The organism is Brevibacterium sp. OS20 (assembly GCF_056837565.1).
In genome coordinates, this window is the sequence record NZ_CM166367.1 from 1,226,643 (window position 1) to 1,249,334 (window position 22,692).

The 22,692-nt window shown below is 65.0% G+C and carries 20 protein-coding genes and 1 tRNA gene; 18 read left to right on the forward strand and 3 right to left on the reverse strand.

Going from position 1 to position 22,692, the window contains the following annotated elements; translation table 11 throughout:
- Positions 1 to 2 precede the first annotated feature (2 nt).
- The 6 genes from ACVZTU_RS05280 to proC all read left to right on the forward strand — a co-directional run bounded on the left by ACVZTU_RS05280 (position 3) and on the right by proC (position 7,402).
- On the forward strand, positions 3 to 980 hold the full coding sequence (locus ACVZTU_RS05280) for a Ppx/GppA phosphatase family protein (protein ID WP_139468624.1): 978 nt from the start codon (positions 3 to 5) through the stop codon (positions 978 to 980).
- 188 nt (positions 981 to 1,168) lie between these two features.
- On the forward strand, positions 1,169 to 2,887 hold the full coding sequence (locus ACVZTU_RS05285; protein WP_446655890.1) for a glycerol-3-phosphate dehydrogenase/oxidase: 1,719 nt from the start codon (positions 1,169 to 1,171) through the stop codon (positions 2,885 to 2,887).
- A gap of 132 nt (positions 2,888 to 3,019) precedes the next feature.
- Positions 3,020 to 3,742 carry an MIP/aquaporin family protein gene (locus ACVZTU_RS05290; protein WP_139907252.1) on the forward strand — a complete coding sequence of 241 codons (723 nt, stop codon included), beginning with the start codon at positions 3,020 to 3,022 and terminating at the stop codon, positions 3,740 to 3,742.
- 59 nt (positions 3,743 to 3,801) lie between these two features.
- Positions 3,802 to 5,334, forward strand: a complete 1,533-nt coding sequence (gene glpK / locus ACVZTU_RS05295) for a glycerol kinase GlpK (protein WP_139468621.1) — start codon at positions 3,802 to 3,804, stop codon at positions 5,332 to 5,334.
- A 95-nt stretch (positions 5,335 to 5,429) separates the two neighbouring features.
- The gene (locus ACVZTU_RS05300; protein WP_139468620.1) at positions 5,430 to 6,431 is read left to right on the forward strand and encodes a sugar phosphate isomerase/epimerase family protein; all 1,002 of its coding nucleotides are present in this window, start codon (positions 5,430 to 5,432) and stop codon (positions 6,429 to 6,431) included.
- Between the two features lie 134 nt (positions 6,432 to 6,565).
- A complete protein-coding gene (proC, locus tag ACVZTU_RS05305) occupies positions 6,566 to 7,402 on the forward strand; it encodes a pyrroline-5-carboxylate reductase (protein WP_446655889.1) in 837 nt (278 codons plus the stop codon).
- Positions 7,403 to 7,417: 15 nt separating this feature from the next.
- Here proC and ACVZTU_RS05310 read toward each other — a convergent pair whose 3' ends face one another.
- A complete protein-coding gene (locus tag ACVZTU_RS05310; protein WP_446655888.1) occupies positions 7,418 to 8,299 on the reverse strand; it encodes a helix-turn-helix transcriptional regulator in 882 nt (293 codons plus the stop codon).
- 107 nt (positions 8,300 to 8,406) lie between these two features.
- Between ACVZTU_RS05310 and ACVZTU_RS05315 the strand changes: the two genes are divergently transcribed.
- From ACVZTU_RS05315 to ACVZTU_RS05330, 4 genes are all read left to right on the forward strand, one after another.
- Positions 8,407 to 8,748 (forward strand): DUF485 domain-containing protein, encoded by a 342-nt coding sequence (locus ACVZTU_RS05315; RefSeq protein WP_139468617.1) that lies wholly within the window; start codon positions 8,407 to 8,409, stop codon positions 8,746 to 8,748.
- On the forward strand, positions 8,745 to 10,397 hold the full coding sequence (locus ACVZTU_RS05320; protein WP_446655887.1) for a solute symporter family protein: 1,653 nt from the start codon (positions 8,745 to 8,747) through the stop codon (positions 10,395 to 10,397). The genes ACVZTU_RS05315 and ACVZTU_RS05320 overlap by 4 nt, the downstream gene beginning before the upstream one ends.
- A gap of 414 nt (positions 10,398 to 10,811) precedes the next feature.
- Positions 10,812 to 11,801 carry a hypothetical protein gene (locus ACVZTU_RS05325; protein ID WP_259357107.1) on the forward strand — a complete coding sequence of 330 codons (990 nt, stop codon included), beginning with the start codon at positions 10,812 to 10,814 and terminating at the stop codon, positions 11,799 to 11,801.
- 283 nt (positions 11,802 to 12,084) lie between these two features.
- A tRNA-Gly gene (locus tag ACVZTU_RS05330) sits at positions 12,085 to 12,155 on the forward strand.
- A gap of 197 nt (positions 12,156 to 12,352) precedes the next feature.
- On the opposite strand, the gene ACVZTU_RS05335 is transcribed toward ACVZTU_RS05330, so the two are convergent.
- Entirely contained in the window at positions 12,353 to 13,015 is a 663-nt protein-coding gene (locus ACVZTU_RS05335) for a potassium channel family protein (protein WP_101546810.1), read from the reverse strand.
- Positions 13,008 to 14,426 (reverse strand): TrkH family potassium uptake protein, encoded by a 1,419-nt coding sequence (locus ACVZTU_RS05340; RefSeq protein WP_248283973.1) that lies wholly within the window; start codon positions 14,424 to 14,426, stop codon positions 13,008 to 13,010. The genes ACVZTU_RS05335 and ACVZTU_RS05340 overlap by 8 nt, the downstream gene beginning before the upstream one ends.
- A gap of 59 nt (positions 14,427 to 14,485) precedes the next feature.
- On the opposite strand from ACVZTU_RS05340, the gene ACVZTU_RS05345 reads away from it, so the two are divergent.
- From ACVZTU_RS05345 to ACVZTU_RS05380, 8 genes are all read left to right on the forward strand, one after another.
- Positions 14,486 to 15,682 (forward strand): acetoin utilization protein AcuC, encoded by a 1,197-nt coding sequence (locus ACVZTU_RS05345; protein ID WP_482401548.1) that lies wholly within the window; start codon positions 14,486 to 14,488, stop codon positions 15,680 to 15,682.
- Between the two features lie 250 nt (positions 15,683 to 15,932).
- Positions 15,933 to 16,031, forward strand: a complete 99-nt coding sequence (locus ACVZTU_RS05350; protein WP_009882927.1) for a 30S ribosomal protein bS22 — start codon at positions 15,933 to 15,935, stop codon at positions 16,029 to 16,031.
- Positions 16,032 to 16,103: 72 nt separating this feature from the next.
- The gene (locus ACVZTU_RS05355) at positions 16,104 to 16,349 is read left to right on the forward strand and encodes a glutaredoxin family protein (RefSeq protein ID WP_482401549.1); all 246 of its coding nucleotides are present in this window, start codon (positions 16,104 to 16,106) and stop codon (positions 16,347 to 16,349) included.
- A gap of 27 nt (positions 16,350 to 16,376) precedes the next feature.
- Positions 16,377 to 17,072 carry a redox-sensing transcriptional repressor Rex gene (locus ACVZTU_RS05360; protein ID WP_039206526.1) on the forward strand — a complete coding sequence of 232 codons (696 nt, stop codon included), beginning with the start codon at positions 16,377 to 16,379 and terminating at the stop codon, positions 17,070 to 17,072.
- The gene (gene hemA / locus ACVZTU_RS05365; RefSeq protein ID WP_482401550.1) at positions 17,069 to 19,546 is read left to right on the forward strand and encodes a glutamyl-tRNA reductase; all 2,478 of its coding nucleotides are present in this window, start codon (positions 17,069 to 17,071) and stop codon (positions 19,544 to 19,546) included. Before ACVZTU_RS05360 ends, hemA begins: the two co-directional genes overlap by 4 nt.
- Positions 19,543 to 21,147 (forward strand): bifunctional uroporphyrinogen-III C-methyltransferase/uroporphyrinogen-III synthase, encoded by a 1,605-nt coding sequence (locus tag ACVZTU_RS05370; RefSeq protein WP_482401551.1) that lies wholly within the window; start codon positions 19,543 to 19,545, stop codon positions 21,145 to 21,147. The genes hemA and ACVZTU_RS05370 overlap by 4 nt, the downstream gene beginning before the upstream one ends.
- A 1-nt stretch (position 21,148) precedes the next feature.
- Positions 21,149 to 22,177, forward strand: a complete 1,029-nt coding sequence (gene hemB / locus ACVZTU_RS05375) for a porphobilinogen synthase (RefSeq protein WP_482401552.1) — start codon at positions 21,149 to 21,151, stop codon at positions 22,175 to 22,177.
- Positions 22,177 to 22,644 (forward strand): MarR family winged helix-turn-helix transcriptional regulator, encoded by a 468-nt coding sequence (locus ACVZTU_RS05380; protein WP_139468609.1) that lies wholly within the window; start codon positions 22,177 to 22,179, stop codon positions 22,642 to 22,644. The genes hemB and ACVZTU_RS05380 overlap by 1 nt, the downstream gene beginning before the upstream one ends.
- The last annotated feature ends 48 nt before the right edge of the window (positions 22,645 to 22,692 follow it).

Here is a 22,692-nt window from a genome sequence, read left to right on the forward strand (position 1 = left end):
GAATGCGCCTAGCAGTCCTCGATATCGGCTCCAACAGCGTCCACCTCCTGGTCGTCGACGCCCACGTCGGAGCACCGCCCCTGCCGGCCACCTCGCACAAGGAGGTGCTCCGACTCGCCGAATTCCTCAGCGACGACGGAACGATCGACTCCGAAGGGCAGGAACGGCTGCGCTCCTTCATCGCCGATGCCGTCGAGATCGCCGAAGACCAAGGCGCGGAGCAGATCCTCGCCTTCGCCACCTCGGCGGTCAGGGAAGCTCCGAACGGGATCGGACTCATCGAATCGATCAACGCTCAGCTCGGGGTCACCCTCAACGTGATGTCGGGTCGGGACGAGGCCCGCGTGACCTTCCTCGCCGCCCGCCGCTGGTTCGGGTGGTCGGCCGGGAAGATCCTGCTGCTCGACATCGGCGGCGGCTCGCTCGAGATCGCGGCGGGTCAGGACGAATACCCGCAGGCGGCCGTGTCGGTTCCGCTCGGCGCCGGACGCACCTATTCCGAGTTCCTCCCGGACCCGATGCCCACTGAAGAGGACATCCACCGCCTGCGCAAACATGCCCGGGCGCAGATCGGACGCATCGCCGGCGACATCAACAGGGTCGGAGTGCCCGACCAGGTCGTCGGGTCGTCGAAGACCTTCCGCTCGCTGGCCCGCATCGCCGGCGCAGCCCCGAGCGGAGACGGAATCTATGCTCCGCGGAAGCTCTTCCGCCGCGACCTCGAAGGCATCATCGACACCCTCGCCTCCCGCACCCCCGAGGAACGTGCCACCCTGCCCGGCGTCTCCGAAGCCCGAGCCGGACAGGTGCTGGCCGGAGCGATCGTCGCCGAGGCGGCCTTCACGATCTTCGACATCGGCGTCATGAACATCTCCCCATGGGCGCTGCGTGAAGGCATCATCATGCGCAAACTCGACCTCCTCGACTCGGCCGAACAGTCATCGGCGATGCGCGTCGAGCCCGTCGCCGCCCTCGACTGAGCCTTCGGCGGGTCGCACGCCGACGTCTCCGGACACGGTTGAGCCGCCTTCGCATCTGTCGGATTGCTACCGGAATTCAGGTTCGCCTGCTAGTTTTTGATTAGTCGCCGAGGCGGCACCCGCACTGATCTGCCCGTGCCGACATCGGTGAAAGCCCGAATCTTCTGACGGAAAGCACGAATCTGCTGATGCGAAATGGTGAGCTGTCCCCGAACTTCCGCGACCAGGCGCTGGAGACTCTGAAGAAGACGAGCGCGGCCGACCCGCTCGACGTCTTCGTCGTCGGCGGGGGAGTGACCGGAGCAGGATCGGCCTTCGACGCAGCCACCCGCGGACTCAAGGTCGGCGTCGTCGATGCCAAGGACTGGGCCTCGGGTACCTCGTCCCGGTCCTCGAAGCTCATGCACGGCGGACTGCGGTACCTCGAGATGCTCGACTTCAAGCTCGTCGCGGAGGCGCTCAAGGAACGCGACCTGCTGCTCCAGCACACCGCGCCGCACCTCGTCGAACCCGTCGCCTTCGTATTCCCCTTCGAGCACCGCCTCATCGACCGGGCCTTCATCGGCTCCGGCGTGCTCCTCTACGACACGATGGCCACCCGGCCGGGCCGCAAACGGGCTGTGCCGATGCACCGCCACCTCGGGAAGAAGGCACTGAGCGCCCACTTCCCGGGCTTGGCCGACGACGCCGCCGTCGGAGCCCTCGAATACTATGACGCGAAGGTCGACGACGCCCGCTTCGTCATGAACCTGGTCCGCTCGGCCGTGAGCTACGGAGCCGCTGCCGCCAACCACGTCTCCGTCATCGGCTACCTCCACGACGGCGATCAGGTCACCGGCGTCCACGCCCGGGACGAGATCACCGGTGAGGAGTTCGACATCCACGCTCGCCGCACCATCCTCGCCGGGGGAGTCTGGACCGAAGAGCAGCAGGATCTGGCGAAGGCCGATGCCGGGCTCAAGGTGCTCGCCTCGAAGGGCGTGCACATCACCGTGGCCGAAGACAAGATCAAGGCCGACCCGAACACCGGAATCATCTCGAAGACGGAGAAGTCCGTCCTCTTCGTCATCCCCTGGGAAGGCTACTGGGTCATCGGCACCACCGACACCCCGTGGAACGAAGACGTCGACGCACCGGTGGCGACCTCGCAGGACATCGACTACCTGCTCGAACATGCCAACGCCATCCTCGCCGACAAACTCACCCGCGAGGATGTCATCGGCGTCTACTCGGGACTGCGTCCGCTGCTCCAGCCGGTCGTCAAGGAAGGACAGGCCTCGACGAAGGTCTCCCGCGAACACACCGTGATGGAGGTCGAGCCGGCCCTCGCCGCGATCGCCGGCGGCAAGTTCACCACCTACCGAGTGATGGCCGAAGACGCCGTCGATTTCGTCCTCGGCGACGATGCGAAGGACCGCAGGTCACTCACCGAATCCGTGCCGCTGCTCGGTGCCCAGGGCGTCGGTGCACTGAGGCGCGGCCAATCCGGAATCGCGGAGAAGTACGGATGGGACGAGGACCGCGTCAAACGACTCATCCGCCGCTATGGCACCCTCATCGAGGATCTGCTCGACCTCGTCGATGAGGATCCGGAGCTCGGACAGCCTTTGGACGGCGCCGAACGCTACCTGCGCGTCGAAGCCCACTACGCGGCCGCCGCGGAGGGGGCCGTCCACCTCGGCGACATCCTGGAGCGGCGGATGCGGCTGAACTACGAGACTCGCGACCGGGGGAAGAACGCCGCCGAGGCGGTCGCGGCCATCGTCGCACCCGTCCTCGGGTGGGACGACGACCGGCAGACGGCCGAGGTCGAGGCGTTCAACGCCCACGTCGACGCCCAGGTCGCGGCCGAATCCACCGACGATGACGCCTCGGCGGCGGCCCTGGTCGGTGCGACCCTCCACTGAACCGTTCACAGAGAAGTGCGGGACCACAACCGAATACCGACAATCGAATATCGACCGACCCCGGAGCACCCTCCGGGTCGACCATCGACCGGGACACCCTCCGGAAAGACAAACAATAGGAGTTTGTGAGATATGGGCACCATCTTCCTCTTCGAGATCGCCGGTACGGCGATGCTCATGCTGCTCGGCGTCGGCGTCGTCGCCAATGTCGTCCTCGGCAAGACCAAAGGCAACGGCGGAGGCTGGCTGCTGATCTCCTTCGGCTGGGGCCTCGCGGTCTTCGCCGGTGTCTTCGTCGCTTATAAGACCGGCGCACACCTCAACCCCGCCGTGACCTTCGGCATCCTCGCCAGCGGAGCCGACGAATATGCACCCGGCATCGCCGTGACTTTCGGCAACACCATCGCCTATCTCGCGGCCGAGATGATCGGAGCGATGCTCGGCGCGGTCCTCGCGTGGGCCGTGTACAAGAAGCACTACGACGAGGAGAAGGACGCTGGCAACATCCTCGGCACCTTCTCCACCGGTCCGGAGCTCCGCTCCTACGGCTGGAACTTCGTCACCGAGGTGATCGCGACATTCGTCCTCGTGTTCGTCATCCTCCTCTTCGGCAAGACCCCACACGAGCTTGGACCCTTGGCCGTCGGCCTCCTCGTCGTCGTCATCGGCGCTTCGCTGGGCGGACCCACCGGCTACGCCATCAACCCGGCGCGTGACCTCGGTCCGCGCATCGTCCACGCACTGCTGCCGATCCCGAACAAAGGCGGCTCCGACTGGGCGTACTCGTGGGTGCCGATCGCCGGACCGCTGGTCGGCGGCGTCGTCGCCGGTCTGGCCTCCCAGGCATTCGTCTGAGTACGATCACAGACAACTGAGCACGCTCACAGACAAACCACTTCGACACAGGAGTCAGAATGAGTCAGGAAAAGTTCATCCTCGCCATCGACCAGGGCACCACCTCGTCGCGGGCGATCGTCTTCAACCATGACGGGCAGATCGTGTCGTCCGGCCAGCTGGAACACGAGCAGATCTTCCCTCGCGCCGGCTGGGTCGAGCACGACCCGGTTGAGATCATCAAGAACACCAACGAGGCGATCGGCCAGGCCCTGGCTCGGGCGAATATCAACCGCCACCAGCTCGAGGGCGTGGGCATCACGAACCAGCGTGAGACCACCGTCATCTGGAACAAGAACACCGGCGAACCCGTCTACAACGCCATCGTGTGGCAGGACGCACGCACCCAGAAGGTCTGCGACGAACTCGCCGGGGACGAAGGACCGGACAAGTACAAGGACCGGGTGGGTCTGCCCCTGGCGACCTACTTTGCCGGCCCGAAGGCCAAATGGATCTTCGACAACGTCGACGGGGTCAAGGAAGCCGCCGCGGCCGGGGACCTGCTCTTCGGCACCATGGACACCTGGGTGATCTGGAATCTCACCGGCGGGGTCAACGGCGGAATCCACGTCACCGACGTCACCAACGCCTCGCGGACGATGCTGATGAACATCGACACCCTCGACTGGAACCCTGACATCGCGGCAGATATGGGCATTCCCGTCGAGATGCTGCCCGAGATCAAGTCCTGCTCGGAGATCTACGGCTACGGGGCGAAGAACGGACTCATCATCGACACCCCGATCTGCGGCATCCTCGGCGATCAGCAGGCTGCGACGTTCGGTCAGGCCTGTTTCGAGAAGGGTCAGGCGAAGAACACCTACGGCACCGGCAACTTCATGCTCATCAACACCGGCAATGAGCCGGTGGCCAGCAAGAACGGTCTGCTCACCACGGTCGCGTACAAGATCGGCGAGGACGATGCCGTCTACGCGCTCGAGGGGTCGGTGGCGGTGACCGGTTCGCTCGTGCAGTGGCTGCGCGACAACTTCGGCATCATCAAGGACGCCCCCGAGGTCGAGACCCTGGCCAAACAGGTCGAGGACAACGGCGGCTGCTATATCGTGCCGGCGTTCTCCGGACTCTTCGCCCCGCACTGGGAGTCCGATGCTCGCGGCGTGATGGTGGGTCTGACCCGGTATGTGAACAAGAACCACATCGCCCGTGCCGCCCTGGAATCCGTGGCTTTCCAGTCGCGCGAGGTCCTCGACTCGATGAACCTCGACTCCGGTGTCGAACTCACCGAGCTCAAGGTCGACGGAGGCATGGTCGCCAACGAGACGCTCATGCAGTTCCAGGCCGACCTCCTCGGCGTGCCCGTCATCCGTCCCGAGGTCATCGAGACCACGGCACTGGGTGCGGCCTATGCGGCAGGCATCGCCGTGAAGTTCTGGAACGGTGAGGACGACGTGAAGGGCAACTGGCGCGAGGACAAGCGCTGGAACCCGTCGATGGATGATGAGACGGTCGACCGCCTCTACCGCCTCTGGAACAAGGCGGTGGAGAAGTCGAAGAAATGGGTCGACGACGACACCGAAGCCCTCTACGCCTGAATTACTACCTGACGGCGGCCCAGCAACCTCGCGCGAGGTTGCTGGGCCGCCGTCAGGTAGTTCTGGGGAGGGGGAGCCGCGTTAGACTGGAAGAGATGAGCAAGAAGTCGAAGTCCCAGCGGAAGGTGTTGACCACCAAGAATTCTGCGCGCTCGAATTCGAAGCGCCATAAGGAGTACTTCGACAAACACGACGTCTATGAGAAAGACGCCCATCACGTCTCCGACAACCGGATCAGGCTCGGCCTCTCCAGCTCCTCCGTCTCACCAATGACCGTCGAAGAGACCTTCACCCAGGCAGCCAAACACGGCTACGACGGCGTCGAGATCATGGTCACCCATAACACCGAGACCCGCGACGTCGACCTCATCAACGGGCTCGCCGGCGACACCGGACTCGACGTCATCTCCCTGCACGCCCCGACCCTGCTGTTCCTGCCCCGAGTGCTGCACAAAGACCATTGGGAGAAGCTGCGGATCACCGCGAACCTCGCCAAGGCAGTGGGCGCCGACACGGTCGTCCTCCACCCGCCGTTCCGCTGGCAGGGCGAATACGCCCTCGGCTTCGTCGACGGCGTCCGCCAGGTCGCCCAGGAGACCGGTGTGAGACTGGCCGTGGAAAACATGTACCCCTGGCGGGCCGGCCTGCGCGAGATCCAGGTCTACTACCCCGACTGGAACCCCCTGGACGAGGACTACGACGACCTCACCTTCGACTTCTCCCACGCCTCCACCGCCGGCATGAACGCATTGGAGACGGTGAGCGAGATCTTCGACCAGCTCCGTCACGTCCACCTCACCGACGGTGCCGGCTCCCTCAAGGACGAACATCTCGTTCCGGGCGAAGGCACCATGCCCGTCGCCGAGACCCTGCAGTACCTCGCCAAACACAATTGGCAGGGCGACGTCGTCGTCGAGGTCAACACCCGATTCGTCCGCAGACAGTCAGCGCGCGAGAAGATGCTCGCCGACTCCATCGCCTTCGCCCGTGAGCACCTCGGCCTCGACGCGGATACTCCACGTCGCAACGCCCACAGCCACACCCGCACCTCCGAGCACAAGTCCTCGCAGTCCGGATCATCCGGCGCCGAGAGCTGACCCTGCGAGCGCCTGCGACCTCGCACATCACCCTGCCCGTCTTCGCCTCGCTTCGCTCGGTCACGCATCGGCACGCTTCAGCGCATGGACACCCACCGACCACCGCACATCAGATATCGAAAGGCTGACGCACTTTGACCACCATCGCCTCCATCGGAACCGGCAACATGGGCACGGCCCTCATCCAGGGAATCCTCACCGCCGACGCGAGCATCACCGTCCGCGCGACGACGAACTCGACCGACTCGGCGCAGCGGCTCCGCAGTGATCTGCCCACCGCCACGGTCACCTCGCTGGAGGATGACGCCGAAGCGAATCGGAAAGCCGTGTCCAGCGCCGATTTCGTCTTCCTCGGTGTGAAGCCGTGGATGATGGCCGATACCCTGCGCGAGCTCACCGACGACCTCGACCGGGACTCCGTGCTCGTGTCCATGGCAGCCGGTGTCGCCGCGGCTGACCTTGCGAAGCTCGCCCCCGAGAATCCGATCGTGCGGATCATGCCGAACACGCCGAGCGCCATCGGCCACGGCGTCATCGCACTGGCCCCCACCGCCGAGGTGACCGCCGCCAGTGTGGACACACTGAAGTCCCTGCTGTCGGGCGCCGGCCTCGTCGTCGATCTCGACGAATCCCAGATCCCGGCCATGACCGGCATCTCCGGGTCCGGAGTGGCGTACTTCTTCCTCCTCGCCGAAGCCATGATTGCCGCGGGCGTCAAGCAGGGTCTCAGCGAGGACGTCGCCCGCCAGATGGTCGTGGCCACCGCCGACGGTGCCGGCCGACTCCTGACCGAGAAGCCCGACCCCGCCGCTCAGCGTCAGGCCGTGAGCAGCAAGGGCGGAACGACCTTGGCCGGTCTCCAGCAGTTCCTCGACTCCGGGATCTTCGATATCGCCGAGGCGGCCGCGCAGGCGGCAGCAGACCGTTCCCTGGAGATGGAACAGGAGAACTCCGAGGTCATCAACGGCTGAGCCGGATCTCCCCGTTCAGGGGAGGACGTGGGACGAGCGGGCGATCGACACGGCCTCATGCCGGGTCCGTGCCGAGAGCTTGACCATCGCCGTATTGAGATAGGACTTCACCGTCGACTCGCGCAGCGACAGCGCCTCGGCGATGCGGGCATTCGGCCATCCCAAGGCGACATGCGAGAGGATGTCGGTCTCCCTCGGCGACAGCCTGACTGCGGGTACCGGCGTCTGGAAGCTCTCCGGATTGTGTCCGGAGAGAATATCGGCCAGGCGCGCCTCGATGCCGGTGAGCTTCTCCCTGGTCTCCTCATCGACGATCCCGGAGCGGATCGCCCTCAGCTCGGCATAGGTGTGCCGGAGAGCTTCGCGTCCCGAGGGATCCAGATCCGGGTAGAGCGGTTCCTCCTTGACAGGGCCGCGCGGTTCCTGCCGGTATCCGAGTCGAGCGAGATCGACCGAAAGCTGTCGTACCCGTCTGACGAGGTCTCCCGTCTGCGGGGCAGCGGCGTTGTAGTCCGCGCGGTGGCCGCAGTAGACCATACCGGTGACCTCACCGCCGTGCAGAGTCGGGACGGCGACGAGGACGCGGATGCCCTCGCCGAGCACCTCCTCGTCGTAATGGTGGGTGATGAGCGGGTCGATCTCATAGTCGCGGGTCAGCTGCGGAGTGCCTTCGGTCATGGCCCGACCGCCGAGGCCGCGCCCGGTGCTGACGATGAGGTTCGAGAGCAGGTCCTTGTCGGCTCCGGCGACGGCTTCGACCGCGACCGAATCCTCTTCGACCATACCTCCGAAGACGACGTCACCGGTGCCGCTCTGGTGCAGGGAATCGACGGCTTCGACGAATAGGCGACGGGTCTCGACCTTGAGTGCCCGCGTTTCCTTGGCGTGCGCATTCATGTGAACAAGCTACCAACTTTCGGTGGTATTCCCTAGCGCATGCTGAACGTTACCTTTGGGTCATGTGATTCAGGACACTGATGTTCTGTCCATTCAAAGGAGAAAGAATGACTGACCCTGTCAACACCGGTGTTGACTTCCTCGCAGAGGAGGAGAAGCCGGAGTTCAAGGCCCTCAAACGCAAGCGCTTCTCGGTGGTGATCCCGCTGTCGATCGCGTTCCTCGTCTGGTACTTCCTCTACGTCATCCTCAGCACGTACGCCCACGACTTCATGTCGACGAAGGTCGTGGGGGAGATCAACATCGGACTCGTATTCGGGCTGCTGCAGTTCGTGACGACCTTCGCGATCACGATGTTCTACGTCTCGTTCGCCAACAAGAAGCTCGACCCTCCCGCGGAGGCGATCCGTGAACGACTGCAGGCCGAATCGGAAGGACACCGCTCATGAGCACTCTGGCAATCGGAGACTTCGTCGCTTCGGGAGTCGACCTCCTCAGCGCAGCGACCACCGAGGTGGAGAACAACCCGGTCCTCAACATCACGATCTTCGCCGCATTCGTCGCGGTCACGATGTTCATCGTTCTGCGGGCCAGCCGCAACAACAGATCCGCCTCGGACTACTATGCGGGTGGCCGGTCGTTCACCGGACCGCAGAACGGCTTCGCCATCGCCGGTGACTACCTCTCTGCCGCATCCTTCCTCGGCATCTGCGGTGCGATCGCCGTCAACGGCTACGACGGATTCCTCTACTCGATCGGCTTCCTCGTCGCCTGGCTCGTCGCTCTGCTCATCGTCGCCGAACTCATGCGCAACACCGGCAAATTCACCATGGCCGACGTGCTGTCCTTCCGCCTCAAACAGCGCCCCGTACGCATGGCAGCAGCCCTGTCGACCCTGGCGGTCTGCTTCTTCTACCTGCTCGCGCAGATGGCCGGTGCCGGCGGGCTCGTGTCTCTGCTCATGGGGATCGACGGCAAGGTCGGCCAGTCGCTGGTCATCGCCGTCGTCGGCGCGCTGATGATCATCTACGTTCTCGTCGGCGGAATGAAGGGCACCACCTGGGTGCAGATCGTCAAGGCGATTCTGCTCATCGCCGGTGCTTTCGCCATGACCATCTGGGTGCTCGCACTCAACGGCTTCAGCCTCTCGACCCTGCTGGCCTCGGCCGTGGACAACGCAGCCGAAGGAGTCGGGGAAGGCGTCCTCAACCCGGGTCTGCAGTACGGCGAGAATCCGCTCGACTTCATCTCCCTGGCACTGGCGCTCGTGCTGGGCACGGCGGGTCTGCCCCACGTGCTCATGCGCTTCTACACCGTCCCCACGGCTAAGGAAGCTCGCCGATCCGTGGTGTGGGCGATCTGGCTCATCGGTGCGTTCTACCTCTTCACCCTCGTGCTCGGCTATGGTGCGGCCGCACTCGTCGGCGCCGACGCGATCAAGAACGCTCCTGGCGGCGTGAACTCCGCGGCGCCGCTCCTGGCGCTGCAGCTCGGAGGGCCGCTGCTCATGGGCTTCATCTCCGCGGTCGCGTTCGCCACGATCCTCGCGGTGGTGGCGGGCCTGGCGATCACCGCGGCGGCCTCGTTCGCTCACGATATCTACGCAAACGTCATCAAGAGGGGCAAGGTCGAAGACTCCGAGGCGGAGGTCAAGATCGCCCGTCGCACCGTCGTCGTCATCGGTGCGGTCGCGATCATCGGCGGCATCGGAGTGCAGGGGCAGAACATCGCATTCCTTGTGGCGCTGGCCTTCGCCGTCGCCGCCAGCGCGAACCTGCCCACGATCGTGTACTCGCTGTTCTGGAAGCGCTTCACCACCCGCGGTGCGGTGTGGTCGATCTACGGCGGACTGATCTCGGCGATGGTGCTCATCGCCTTCTCGCCGGTCGTCTCCGGCTCCGAGACCGCGATGATCCCCGGTGCCGACTTCGCGATCTTCCCGCTGTCGAACCCCGGCATCATCTCGATCCCGCTCGGCTTCATCCTCGGGTGGATCGCCTCGGTGACGGATCGAACGGTGGAGAGTCCCGAGCTGGCCGCCGAAATGGACGTCCGTGCCCATACCGGATTCGGCGCCGAGGAGGCTGTCGAGCACTGACCCATTCCGCCATCCGCGTGTTCGAAGTGCAGACGACCCGATTCCGATCAGCACGCATGCACTTCGAACACGCGGTTGTGGATACCGCAGCGTTATGGCCGCGTCGTGACCATCTCGGCGCACGCACCCTTGCGCTGAGAACTCGGCTGCAATCGAGTACCACGCGGGGGCGGAGGCGCCGCTGACTCAAACGCCGTGGACTGTTGACAGCATGCGGACTCGGACGTCTTATGGGTGTGGATGCCGAGGGCGATTCCACAGGCGGTTGAGGAGGCCTTGTCGGAGTCTCATTCGTAGCGACAGTCTTGCCGCATGTACAACGTGGTCCGCACCAGTGAACTCAGGGCGCGTGGGGTGCAGAGCAGATGCATCCGTGACGCCAAAGACTGCTGCCTTTTGGCACTCACTCAAGGGATGTATTCTGTCATCGCCCGCTGCTCGAATCTCAGACATGGTGCGATAGCGGAGTTCATCACGGACGAAGCGTGGATTCACAGAGTCGTCGAGCAGACCGACCCGGAGTCGGGGAGGCCTCGTTTCGAACTCCTCGATATGTTCGAGAAGCTGCGAGTGGCTTCGTACCCGCACTACCGATTTGACGACGTGATCTGGGGAGTCTCCGCCGCATTCGTCCATGACCTTCCGCTGCATCGACCGCCTCGGGGGAAGGTCTTCATCGCTCACCCGAAGAAGCGACACAACAGCGCCGACGTGTCGAGGACGTCGAAGACCGTTCCTGAAGAGGACGTCGTTCGCATAGGCAAGATGTCGTTGACTTCACCCATTCGCACCGCCTTCGATCTTATCGGCCAACTTGGTGAACCGGAGGGCTTCGTCGCACTCGAACGGTGTCTGCGCAGATCAGCATTCGGGTCTGACGAAGGGGCCGACGAGGCGGCAAGATTCGGATATCCGCCGGACACTTTGGGATTAGCTGAGCTCTGCATTGCTGAAGACTTCATGCCTGTGCTCGGCCGGCTGTCAAAGGGCCAAGCGAGAGCTCAACGTCTGCTGTCTTCAGCGGGGCCGCTGTCGGAAAGCTACGCAGAGAGCCGTTTCGTGTACAACCTCATGCAGCTGAGACTGACCGGATTCAGCCAGCAAGTCAGGATCCGGGACGGGCACACGGTCATCGCTCGCGTGGACTTTCTGCACGAGAAATCGCGGACTATCGTGCTCATCGACGGCTTCTCCAAATATGCCGATAACGGAGTTCGGCTCATTCGGAAAGAGGTCCGTCAATTCAATCGGCTGCTGGAGCTCGGGTACAGAATCGTCCGTCTGAGCTTCGACGAGGTGACCCACCTTGAAGAGTGCGCAACCAAACTCTTCGGGCAGGCCCCGCAGCTCAGGGCGTTCATCGCCCCGCGAAAACGGTCCGGTGCCCGGCAGAGCCGGACTTAACAGCCGTGGCGAGACATTGCTGTGCGACCAGACAAGTGTTCAGCTGCTTCGAAATGCAGATGCCCTGACCGAAGTCACTGCGTCCACACTTCTGACCAGCGATTGTCGCTGGCCGCGGCAGAATGGCCAGTGGAATGCAGCTTGGTGGGCGTCGTGGGTGCGCATATGGCGAATGGATGTGATGCACCCGAGGTGGGAAGCTGTAGACTGGTTCGAGTTGCCGATCGCGGTATGTCTGCACCGGGTTTCACCTGGGTGAATGTCTGCCGACCACGGGTGATGTGCGGGCGTAGCTTAATGGTAAAGCTTCGGCTTCCCAAGCCGATGACGCGGGTTCGATTCCCGTCGCCCGCTCTCATACCGCGCACCCACACTGGCTATGCCAGCGATCCGAGACCCACGATGCGGGGTGATCGCCGCTCGCAGCGTGTGCCGCCGCGGTGGTGTCGGACCTGACCGGTGCGCCAACTGCTTCGAAATGCAGATGCCCCGATCGAAGTCACTGCATTCACGCTTTGAACCCGCGGTTACCTCTGGCACCGCTTCGCAGCCTACGGGCGGCCGGCGAAGCGGCCGAGCAGCTCGACGTGACCGGCGACGATGAGCAGATCCTGTTTGCCCACGCGGGTCGTCGGATCGGCGTAGGTGAAGTCGCGGCCGGGGCTCTTGATGCCCACGATCGTCACGCCGTACTTGTCGCGGACACCGGACTCGCTGAGAGTGAAGCCCTGGATCTCCCGCGGCGGCCGCATCTTCACTACGGCGAAATGGCCCTCATCGAACTCGATGTACTCCATCATCCGCGAACTGACCAGGTGGGCGACGCGGCGACCTGCGTCCGACTCCGGGTAGAGCACATGGTGGGCGCCGATGCGGTGGAGGATCTTGCCGTGCGACGGCGAGATCGCCTTCGCCCACACCTGCGAAACGCCCAGGTCGACGAGGTTGGCGGTCGTGAGCACGCTGTCTTCGATCGAGGTTCCGATCCCGACGACGGCAGTCGAGAAGTCACCGGCACCGACCTGCCGCAGTGCGTCGATGTTCGTCGAATCGGCTTCGACGACGTGCGTGAGTTTGCCGCTCCAATCCTTGACGAGCTCGGGGTTGTGCTCGATGGCCATGACCTCGCGCCCCAGGCGGGCAAGAGTCGCCGCAGTCGAGGATCCGAAACGCCCCAGCCCGATGACCAGGATTGAAGTGTGTTCGTTAGCCAACGACCGGCCTTTCCTCGGGGTAGCGGTACAGGCGCACCGAATCCTGCATAGACAGTGCAGCCGCCAGTGTAATCGTACCGAGTCGACCGATGAGCATGATCACCGACAGAACATAGAGTCCCGAATCCGGCGAGGTCGCCGACACCCCGGAGCTCAGACCCACGGTGCCGAAGGCGGAGATCACCTCGAACAGCACCCGATCGAGCGGTTCCGCACTGATCTGCAGCATCGTCAGGGTGCCGATGAAGACGATCATCGCACCGGTGAGCAGAATCGAGATCGACAGTTTGATCGTCGACGACGTCAGCCGCCGACCGAACACGTGCACGTCCTGCAGACCCCTGGCCTCGGCATACGCAGCGAGGACAAGCACGGCCACCGTCGTCACCTTGATTCCGCCTGCTGTCGACGACGAACCGCCGCCGATGAACATCATGAGGTCCATGAGCAGATGCGACGCCTGGCTCATGTCCGCGACCTCCATCGTCGAGAAGCCGCCGGACCGGGGCATGACCGCCATGAACAGCACTTCGACGAAGGTATGGCCGGCATTCTTATCGCCCAGGGTCGCCGGGTTCGCCGACTCGAACAGCGCCAACAGGAGCAGACCGATCGCCAGCACCGTCGTCGTGGTCGTCAATGTCAGCTTCGTATGGAGATCCCAGCGGCTGGGCCGGTTCCAGAACATCGCGACCATGAGCACGACGGGGAACCCCAGCGACCCGACGAACACCCCCGCCATGAGCAGGGACAGAATCCACGGATCCGAGGCGAAGTACGCCGCACCGCCTTCGTGGATGGTGAAACCGGCGTTGTTGAACGCCGAGATCGAGTAGAACACCGAGTACCAGATGGAGTCGCCGAGCGATTCCCCGCGGATGAGGAACCGTGGGAACAGCAGCACCGCGAGGATCGACTCGGCGGTGAAGATGGTGATGACCACTGTCTTGAGCAGCGAGCCGACCTGACCCAGATTGAGCGCCGAGGTGGCCTGCTGAGCGATCAGGCGCTGCCGGACTCCCAGCCTCCTGGAGACCGCCATGCCCAGCACCGAGGCGAGGGTGAGGATTCCGAGACCGCCGACCTGGATGCCGGCGGTGATGACCGAGATCCCGAAGTCCGACCAGTACTCCTCCGTGACGACCGGGGTCAGTCCGGTCACACACACGGCCGAGACCGCCACGAACACCGAGTTCGCGATGTGCGTGGCCTGATCGACCGAACCGGGGTCGCGCATGCTCGCCGGCAGCATCAGCAGGATCGCGAACGCCGCGACGACGGCGACGAAGGACCCGATCGCCAATCGTGCCGGTGAGGCCACGGCGAGGTCGTCGACGAAGTCACGGACCCACCGGCCCGGCTTCAGCAGCCGATCGAAGCGCGGCGAGGAATTCTTGGACACAAGCACCATGGTAGAGCCGGTGGCCCCGGAATCGGCGCAAGTGAGCTGTGCCATATAGCATGGTGGGCATGGCCGAAAATGATGTGTATGTCGTTTGGGACGACGAAGTGACCGGTTACAGTTTCGGTCCCAGCCACCCCATGCACCCTCTCAGGCTCGACCTGACAGCGAAGCTCGCCGAGGACTTCGGACTCTTCGACGCAGACAACGTCCACATCAATCCCATCGGTGAGATCGATGAGGCGAAGCTCGCCCGCCTCCACGACCCCGACTACATCGCCGCGGTCAAGCAGGCCGGCACCGAGGAGGGCCTCGAGGAGCAGGACGCGAACAGATACGGAATCGGCACCGAGGATGTTCCCGGGTTCGAGAATATGCACACCGCCTCGGCGCTGCTGTTCCAAGGCAGCGTCAACGCCGCGAACGCGATCATCTCCGGGGACTTTCGGCGCGCGGTGAACTTCTGCGGCGGAATGCACCACGCGATGCCCGGCAAGGCCAGCGGGTTCTGCGTCTACAACGACGCGGCCGGAGCGATCACCGAATTCCTCGACGCCGGATACGAGCGCATCGTCTACCTCGACATCGACGCCCACCACGGTGACGGTGTCGAGACGTTCTTCTGGGACGACCCGCGAGTGCTCACGATCTCGATCCACGAATCGGGGAAGTTCCTCTTCCCCGGCACCGGATTCCCCGCCGATATCGGGGGACTCAAGGCGGCCGCCTCGGCGGTGAATATCGCCCTGCCCCCGCGCACGGGCGACGCGGACTGGCTGCGCGCCTTCGACGCCACCGTCCCGCAGGTCGTCGCCGCCTTCGAACCTCAGGTCATCGTCTCCCAACACGGGTGCGACGGTCACCGGGCGGACCCGCTGACCCATATGCGCCTGAGCGTCGACGCGATGCGCATCGCCGCCGAACGCATCCGCGACCTCGCCGTCGACCATGCCGATGGACGCTGGCTGTCCGTCGGGGGAGGGGGCTACGCGATCATCGACGTCGTGCCCCGCGCCTGGACGAACCTGCTGGCCGTCGCCGCCGGCCGCGATATCGATCCCGGAGCCCGGATCCCCGGACGCTGGGCCTCCTACGCGCAGACGAAGACCGGGAGGGAAGCGCCGCTGTCGATGACCGACGGCTTCGACGGGGCGTTCGAACCATGGTCGAAGGGGTTCGACCCCGAAGTCGAACTCGACCGTGCCGTGATGGGCACTCGGAAGAACATCTTCCCTTTCTTCGCACTCGACCCCTACTTCGACTGAGCGGGGGCTGCTTCGACTGAGCGAGATCGGTCGACACTCGTCGACCCAACCGAACGCGAGTCCGGCCCTGCCGTGCACGCCACCCGGGCCGAACCCGATCCCCGCGTCCGCGCGGATCGCCTGGCACCGCCGTTGTGGATCTGGACACAGTTTTGGGAAAGCAGGCGGCCAAGCGATAGAATTGCACGGTTAGTTCAATGGGTGGGCACCTGATGTTCACCCTCCACCGACAAGCACAAGGGGTACCCGAGTGGGCTCAGTCATCAAGAAGCGCCGCAAGCGTATGTCGAAGAAGAAGCACCGCAAGCAGCTTCGCAAGACACGTCACCAGCGTCGCAACAAGAAGTAAGACCCAACGGTCCTACGCCCCCGCTCGAGTGATTTCTCGGCGGGGTTTGTTGCACCCGATGAGGAGTGAGCCATGGTCGATCTGACCTTTCTCACACGTGTCGACTGCCATCTGTGCGCTGATGCGCTGCAGACCGTCACCGAGGTGGCTGCAGGCAGAGATGTGACCGTGACCGAGATCGACATCGATACGGATGACGATCTGGCCGCGCAGTACGGCTGGGACGTTCCGGTCGTTTTCCTCAACGGGCGACAACACAGTTTTCATCGAGTCGATAGGGATCGGCTGTCCACGGCGCTTGACGCCTTGGGCGCATGAGATCGATTGAAGGAGTGAGGCGGATTCGTGGGCGAGATTCTGTCCGCCAACAGGATTGAGGGTGTCGTTCGCAAGGACGTACCCGAGCGCGTGATATCCCGACTCCCGATCTATCTGCAGACCGTCGAGACGATTGCCGCCACCGGCCAGGACACAGTTTCGTCGGAGGACCTTGCCGCCCGCAGCGGTGTGTCCCCGTCGATTCTGCGCAAAGACCTGTCCCAGCTGGGACGATCGGGAACCCGTGGGGTCGGCTACTCCTGTCCGGAGCTGGCCGCGACGCTGCGGACTTTCCTCGGCCTCGACCGCGACCGCCGCGTCGCCATCATCGGCGCCGGACGTCTCGGCTCGGCACTGGCCGACTACGCCGGATTCCGTCGGCGCGGCCTGCGTCTGACAGCCGTCTTCGACATCGACGAGGAGAAGATCGGCACCTCCATCGGTGCCCTGACCGTCTCTTCCCTGGACGACCTTCCCGCCTGGTCCGAACACATCGACCTGGTGGTCATGGCCGTCCCCGCAGCCGCGGCACCCGCGGCGGCCCAGAAGGCCGTCGAAGCAGGTGTGCGCGGCATTCTCAACTTCTCACCCACCGTGCTCGACGCACCGGATACCGTGCGTGTCCATCAAGTCGACTTGGCCAGTGAGCTGCAAGTACTCGCATACTATTCGGCGCTGGACACGGCACCGCTCAACCCTGGTTTTGAGGAGCACAGGAATTGACTCTCTTGGTTCTCGGCATTTCACATCAGTCGGCTCCGATCGACATGCTCGATCGAATGGCCTTCGGCGCCGGTGAGGTCGGCACTCTGCGACGGGACGCCCTGGCCGGAGAGAACATCGAGGGACTCGCCGTGCTCTCGACGTGCAATCGCCTCGAACTCATCGCCGACGTCTCCGCCTTCCACGGGGGACTGGCCGACCTCGGCAACGCGCTCGTGTCGTCGATCGACAAAGAATGGTCAGATATCGCCGGGCACTTCTACGCCCACTACGACCACCAGGCCATGGAGCACCTGCTCAAGGTCGCCTGTGGACTCGACTCCATGGCCATCGGCGAAGCCCAGATCCTCGGTCAGCTCCGGACGGCGTTCACGGAATCGCAGTCGGACAAGGCACTGACCTCCGAACTCTCCCAGGCGCTGCAGCAGGCGCTGCGTGTGGGCAAGCGCGCCCATTCGGAGACCGACCTCGGAGACGTCGCACGGTCCCTGTTCGGTGCAGGCATCGAGGCATCGGCCGCGCACATCGGGTCCCTGCGTGCAGCGAATGCACTCGTCATCGGCGCCGGAGCCATGTCGGGGCTCGTCGTGTCCGGGCTGCACAAGGAAGGCGTCGCCCACATCACCGTGCTCAACCGGACGCTAGACAAGGCCGAACGCCTCGTCGCCGAGGTGGGCGGACGTGCCCGCGAACTCACCCCGCGCATCATGGCCGAGGAGATCGCCGACGCCGACCTCATCGTCTCCTGCACCGGTGCCCGCGGAGTCGTCGTCAGTCGCGACGACATCGTCGCCGGACTCTCGCAGAACCCGAAGGGCGCAGCGAACAAGGCGTTCATCGACCTCGCCCTGCCGCACGACATCGACCCCAGCGTCCGCGAGTTCGAACATGTCGCCCTCTTCGGCCTCGGCGAGATCCGCGAGCTGCTGCGCGGCTCCGATAAGGAAAGCGATGCGAAGGTCGCCGGCACCATCGACGAAGTCCGCGCCATCATCGCCGCCGAGCTGGAGAACATCGCCACCGGCAACAAGGAGCGCTCGGTCGCTCCGACCGTGACCGCTCTGCGCTCCCATGCCAAAGATGTGCTCGCCTCCGAGACACAGCGCCTGGAGAAGAAGCTCGGTGGCTCCGTCGACGAGAAGGCGTTCGCAGAGATCCGCAAATCCCTGCACCGGGTGGCGGAGAAGCTCATCCACACCCCGACCGTGAAGGTCAAGGAACTCGCGGTGACCGAATCCGAGGTCGACTACGCCCAGGCTCTCATGCAGCTCTTCGACCTGCCGGTCAACAAAGTCGCCCACGCCAAGACCGCTCCGGAGACGAAGGTCGCGAAGGCCGCCAGCGCGCATCATGTCGAGGCCGACGGCATCCGCCCGGTCGCCGATCACACCCTCGACATCGTCGAACCCGAACACTTCACCGGCCGCACCGTGCGTCTGGGCACCCGCCGGTCACAGCTGGCTCGTTCCCAGTCCACGGCGATCGCCCACCAGATCGCGGCTCTGACCGGCTGGCGCGTCGAGATCGTCGAGGTCGTCACCGAGGGCGATGTCAACATGTCGCCCCTGGCCGGTTTCGGCGGCACCGGAGTCTTCGTCTCCGCCGTCCGCCAGGCCCTCCACCAGGGCAAGATCGATCTGGCCGTGCACTCGCTCAAGGACCTGCCCACCACCCCCGAGGCGGGAATCCAGATGGCAGCCATCCCACCGCGCGTCGACCCGGCCGACGTCCTCATCGGCCGCGACGGGCTGAGCCTGAACGACCTGCCCTCCGGGTCCGTCATCGGCACCGGTTCGCCGCGTCGTGCCGTTCAGCTGCGTGCCGCACGTCCCGATATCGAGGTCCGCGGAGTGCGCGGAAACGTCGACACCCGAATCGCCCATGTCCGCGACGGCCGCCTCGATGCAGTCGTCCTCGCCGCCGCCGGAGTGCGTCGCATCGGGCGGCTGGCCGAGGCCACCGATTCGCTCAACTTCGATGTCATGCTCCCGGCCCCGGGCCAGGGAGCCTTGGCGGTCGAGACTCGCAGCGCCGACAGCGCCTTCGCCACCACTGCGGACATCCTCGACAGCGACGCCGAGGTGCGGGCGGCTCTGCGCCGGATCCACGACCAGACGACCGACCTCGCCGTGACCTGCGAGCGCGCGATCCTCTCCCGTGCCGAAGCCGGCTGTTCGGCTCCGATCGGCGCGCTGGCGAAGATCGAGGGCACCGAGTTCATCGTCGACGCCGTGATGGCCGATGATGACGGCAAGCTCGCCCGCACGCGTCAGAGCACCGAGCTGCCCGCCCTGCTCGACGTCGACTGGAGCAGCACCGGCGAGCAGCAGCTGTCGGTGACCGCGAAAGAACTCGCCCGTATCGCCGACGAACTCGGCACCGCGGCGGCCGAGGATCTGCTGGGACGGCTCGGCATCGACCCGGCCGCCAGCGCCGAACACCTCACCCCCGTCAAGGCTCAGGAGCAGGGATGAATAGCGAACCGACAACGGGCCAGGTGCAGCCGCGCCGACTCCTGCCGGCTGCTCCGCGCGTCGTCTTCATCGGCAGCGGGCCCGGCGAATCGGGTCTGATGACGATGCGCGGCGCCGAGATCCTCGCCACCGCCGAAACCGTCGTCTATGACGCCGATGTGCACTCGGAGATCGTCACCGCCTATGTGCCGCAGGCCGCAACGCTCATCGATGCCGCCGACCTCGGAGTCGCCGCCTCGACCCGAGGTCGCCGCATGGCCGAACTCGCCCGCCCGGACAAGACCGTGGTGCGGCTGAGCTCGGACGACGGAATCATCTTCACCACGACGACAGCGGAAGCCGGAGTCTGCCGCAAGGAACAGGTCGAGGTCGAAATCGTGCCCGGAGTGGGACTCTCCGCCTCGACGGCTGCCTACACCGGAACGGCTCTGACGACCAACCGCGTCCGGTCGGTGCGTTTCATCGAAGCAGGACCGCAGACCCATGTCGACGTCTCCCGCCACCGGAACACGACCCACGTGCTCACCGGCAGCGCAGCCGCCCACGAACAGGCTATCGAAGCCCTGCTCGCCGACGGATGGGACGAGGACACGAAGGTCCTCCTCGGGTGGGGGATCTCCACCATCGAGCAGACGAGCGTGGAGACGACTTTGCAGCAGGCGCTGTCCATGGCGCAGACAGGTTCGGATCGTATGGTGGTGATCATGGGGCAGGGAGTGGAATCCAGAGGAGAGCTCAGCTGGTTCGAATCCAAACCGCTCTTCGGCTGGCAGGTGCTCATCCCGCGGACGAAGGAACAGGGCACCTCCACCGCCGAAGCCCTGGCCGAGCTCGGCGCCGTCGGCACTGTGGTGCCGACCATCGCCGTGCAGCCGCCGCGCACCCCGACCCAGATGGAGAAGGCGATCCGCGGCCTCGTCGACGGATCCTACGAATGGGTCGGCTTCACCTCGGTGAACGCCGTGCGTGCCGTGCGCATGTGGTTCGAAGACTTCGGACTCGATTCCCGTTCGATGGCCGGCGTCAAGGTCGCCGCCGTGGGCGGTCGCACCGCGGAAGCGCTGGTCGACTGGGGGATCACCCCCGACCTCGTCCCCGACGGGGAGCACTCCGCACGCGGGCTGGCCGCGGCCTGGCCGGACTTCGTTGATGACATCGACCCGATGAACACGGTTCTCCTGCCTCGTGCCGATATCGCCACCGAGGTGCTTGTGGCCGGACTGCTGGAGAAGGGGTGGGACCCCGACGACGTCACCGCCTACCGCACCGTGCGCGCCTCTCCGCCGCCGGCTCCGATCCGCGAGTCGATCAAGGCCGGAGACTTCGACGCCTTCCTCTTCACCTCCTCATCGACGGTGCGCAACCTCGTCGGCATCGCCGGCAAACCCGCCCCCACCTCGGTGATCTGCTGCATCGGCCCGGCAACGGCGAACACTGCAGTCGAACACGGACTGCGCGTCGACGTCCTTGCCGAGGAAGCCAACCTCACCTCTCTCATCGACGGTCTCGTCGAATTCGCACTCACCCAGCGCGCCGATGACGTGGAAGCCGGGGTCTCCCCGCAGCGTCCTAGCCAGAAGCGCCGCAGAAGGAAGGCCTGACATGTCATTGGTTCCCGGAACCGTCCGTCCCCGTCGGCTGCGGTCGACCCCGGCACTGCGTCGCCTCGTCTCCGAGGTGCGACTCCACCCGACCGAGCTCATCCTGCCGATGTTCGTCAAGGAGGGCCTGAGCGAACCTCTGCCGCTGGGCGGAATGCCCGGAGTCGTCCAGCACACGATGGACTCACTGCTCGAGGCAGCCCGAGAAGCGGTGGCGGCCGGAGTCGGCGGACTCATGCTCTTCGGCATCCCCGAACACAAGGATGAGATCGGCTCACAGGCCGATGACCCCGACGGCATCCTCAACCGGGCGCTGTCGCTGCTGGCCGGCGAATTCGGCGATGACACCGTGATCATGGCGGACCTGTGCCTCGACGAATACACCTCCCACGGCCACTGCGGAGTCCTCGACGATGCCGGTGCGGTCGACAACGACGCCACCCTCGACCGCTACGCCTCGATGGCGCTGGCCCAAGCTCGCGCCGGGGCCGAGGTGCTCGGGCTGTCAGGCATGATGGACGGCCAGGTCGCTTACTGCCGGGAAGCCCTCGACGCCGCCGGATTCACCGACACCGTCGTCATGGGCTACACCGCGAAGTACGCCTCCGCCTTCTACGGTCCCTTCCGCGAAGCCGTCGACTCCGAGCTCAAGGGCGACCGCAAGACCTACCAGCAGGATCCCGCGAACGGTCGCGAGGCGCTGCGCGAACTCGGCCTCGACCTGGCCGAAGGCGCCGACATCGTCATGGTCAAGCCGGGTCTGCCGTATCTCGACGTGCTCGCCGAGGTGGCCCAGGAATCCATCGTGCCCGTATGGACCTACCAGGTATCCGGAGAATACGCGATGATCGAATTCGCGGCCGCCGCCGGAGCCATCGACCGGGAGAAGGCGATCGAGGAGTCCCTCATCGCCTTCAAACGTGCCGGTTCCGACGCGATCCTCACCTACTGGGCAACCGAGGTCGCCCAGCGCCTCCAGTCCGAGGCCGCAGGCCATCTGACCAAGCGCAGCGCTGACGGAGGCCGGTGATGACCGAGCCTCGCTGGCTGTCGGCAATCGACCAGAGGGCCTGGCGCAGCTACCTCAACGGCTCTCAGCTGCTCAGCACACAGCTGGACAAGGAGCTGCGTGAGAAGCACGGCATCGGTCTGCCCGAATACGAGATCCTCGTGCGTCTGTCCGAACACGACGACCGGACGATGCGGATGGCGCTGCTGGCCACCGATACGACGATGTCCCGATCACGACTGACCCACAGCGTCGCCCGAATGGAGAAGCGCGGACTGCTCGAGCGCTCCGCCATCCCCGAGGACGGCCGAGGGGTCAACTGCGTGATGACCGAGGCCGGATGGCAGCTGCTGCGAGCCGCGGCCCCCGACCACGTCGCCGGAGTCCGCAGCCACCTCGTCGATCTCCTCGACCCCGAGGAGATGGAGACCCTGGGGCGGATCTTCACCAAAGTCTTCGACCATATGAGCGACATCGACGGCTCCTGAGCCGTCCCCACACATCACTGAGAACGATCCCGGGACGAAACCCGACCC

Bases quoted from the DNA above. Each gene is read 5' to 3' on its own strand.
- ACVZTU_RS05370 (WP_482401551.1), top strand. From the start codon at position 19,543: ATGAATAGCGAACCGACAACGGGCCAGGTGCAGCCGCGCCGACTCCTG.
- ACVZTU_RS05320 (WP_446655887.1), top strand. From the start codon at position 8,745: ATGAGCACTCTGGCAATCGGAGACTTCGTCGCTTCGGGAGTCGACCTC.
- ACVZTU_RS05300 (WP_139468620.1), top strand. From the start codon at position 5,430: ATGAGCAAGAAGTCGAAGTCCCAGCGGAAGGTGTTGACCACCAAGAAT.
- hemB (WP_482401552.1), top strand. From the start codon at position 21,149: ATGTCATTGGTTCCCGGAACCGTCCGTCCCCGTCGGCTGCGGTCGACC.
- ACVZTU_RS05345 (WP_482401548.1), top strand. From the start codon at position 14,486: ATGGCCGAAAATGATGTGTATGTCGTTTGGGACGACGAAGTGACCGGT.
- ACVZTU_RS05355 (WP_482401549.1), top strand. From the start codon at position 16,104: ATGGTCGATCTGACCTTTCTCACACGTGTCGACTGCCATCTGTGCGCT.
- ACVZTU_RS05285 (WP_446655890.1), top strand. From the start codon at position 1,169: ATGCGAAATGGTGAGCTGTCCCCGAACTTCCGCGACCAGGCGCTGGAG.
- ACVZTU_RS05280 (WP_139468624.1), top strand. From the start codon at position 3: ATGCGCCTAGCAGTCCTCGATATCGGCTCCAACAGCGTCCACCTCCTG.
- ACVZTU_RS05325 (WP_259357107.1), top strand. From the start codon at position 10,812: ATGTATTCTGTCATCGCCCGCTGCTCGAATCTCAGACATGGTGCGATA.
- ACVZTU_RS05340 (WP_248283973.1), bottom strand. From the start codon at position 14,426: ATGGTGCTTGTGTCCAAGAATTCCTCGCCGCGCTTCGATCGGCTGCTG.
- ACVZTU_RS05290 (WP_139907252.1), top strand. From the start codon at position 3,020: ATGGGCACCATCTTCCTCTTCGAGATCGCCGGTACGGCGATGCTCATG.
- ACVZTU_RS05310 (WP_446655888.1), bottom strand. From the start codon at position 8,299: ATGAATGCGCACGCCAAGGAAACGCGGGCACTCAAGGTCGAGACCCGT.
- ACVZTU_RS05380 (WP_139468609.1), top strand. From the start codon at position 22,177: ATGACCGAGCCTCGCTGGCTGTCGGCAATCGACCAGAGGGCCTGGCGC.
- ACVZTU_RS05315 (WP_139468617.1), top strand. From the start codon at position 8,407: ATGACTGACCCTGTCAACACCGGTGTTGACTTCCTCGCAGAGGAGGAG.
- glpK (WP_139468621.1), top strand. From the start codon at position 3,802: ATGAGTCAGGAAAAGTTCATCCTCGCCATCGACCAGGGCACCACCTCG.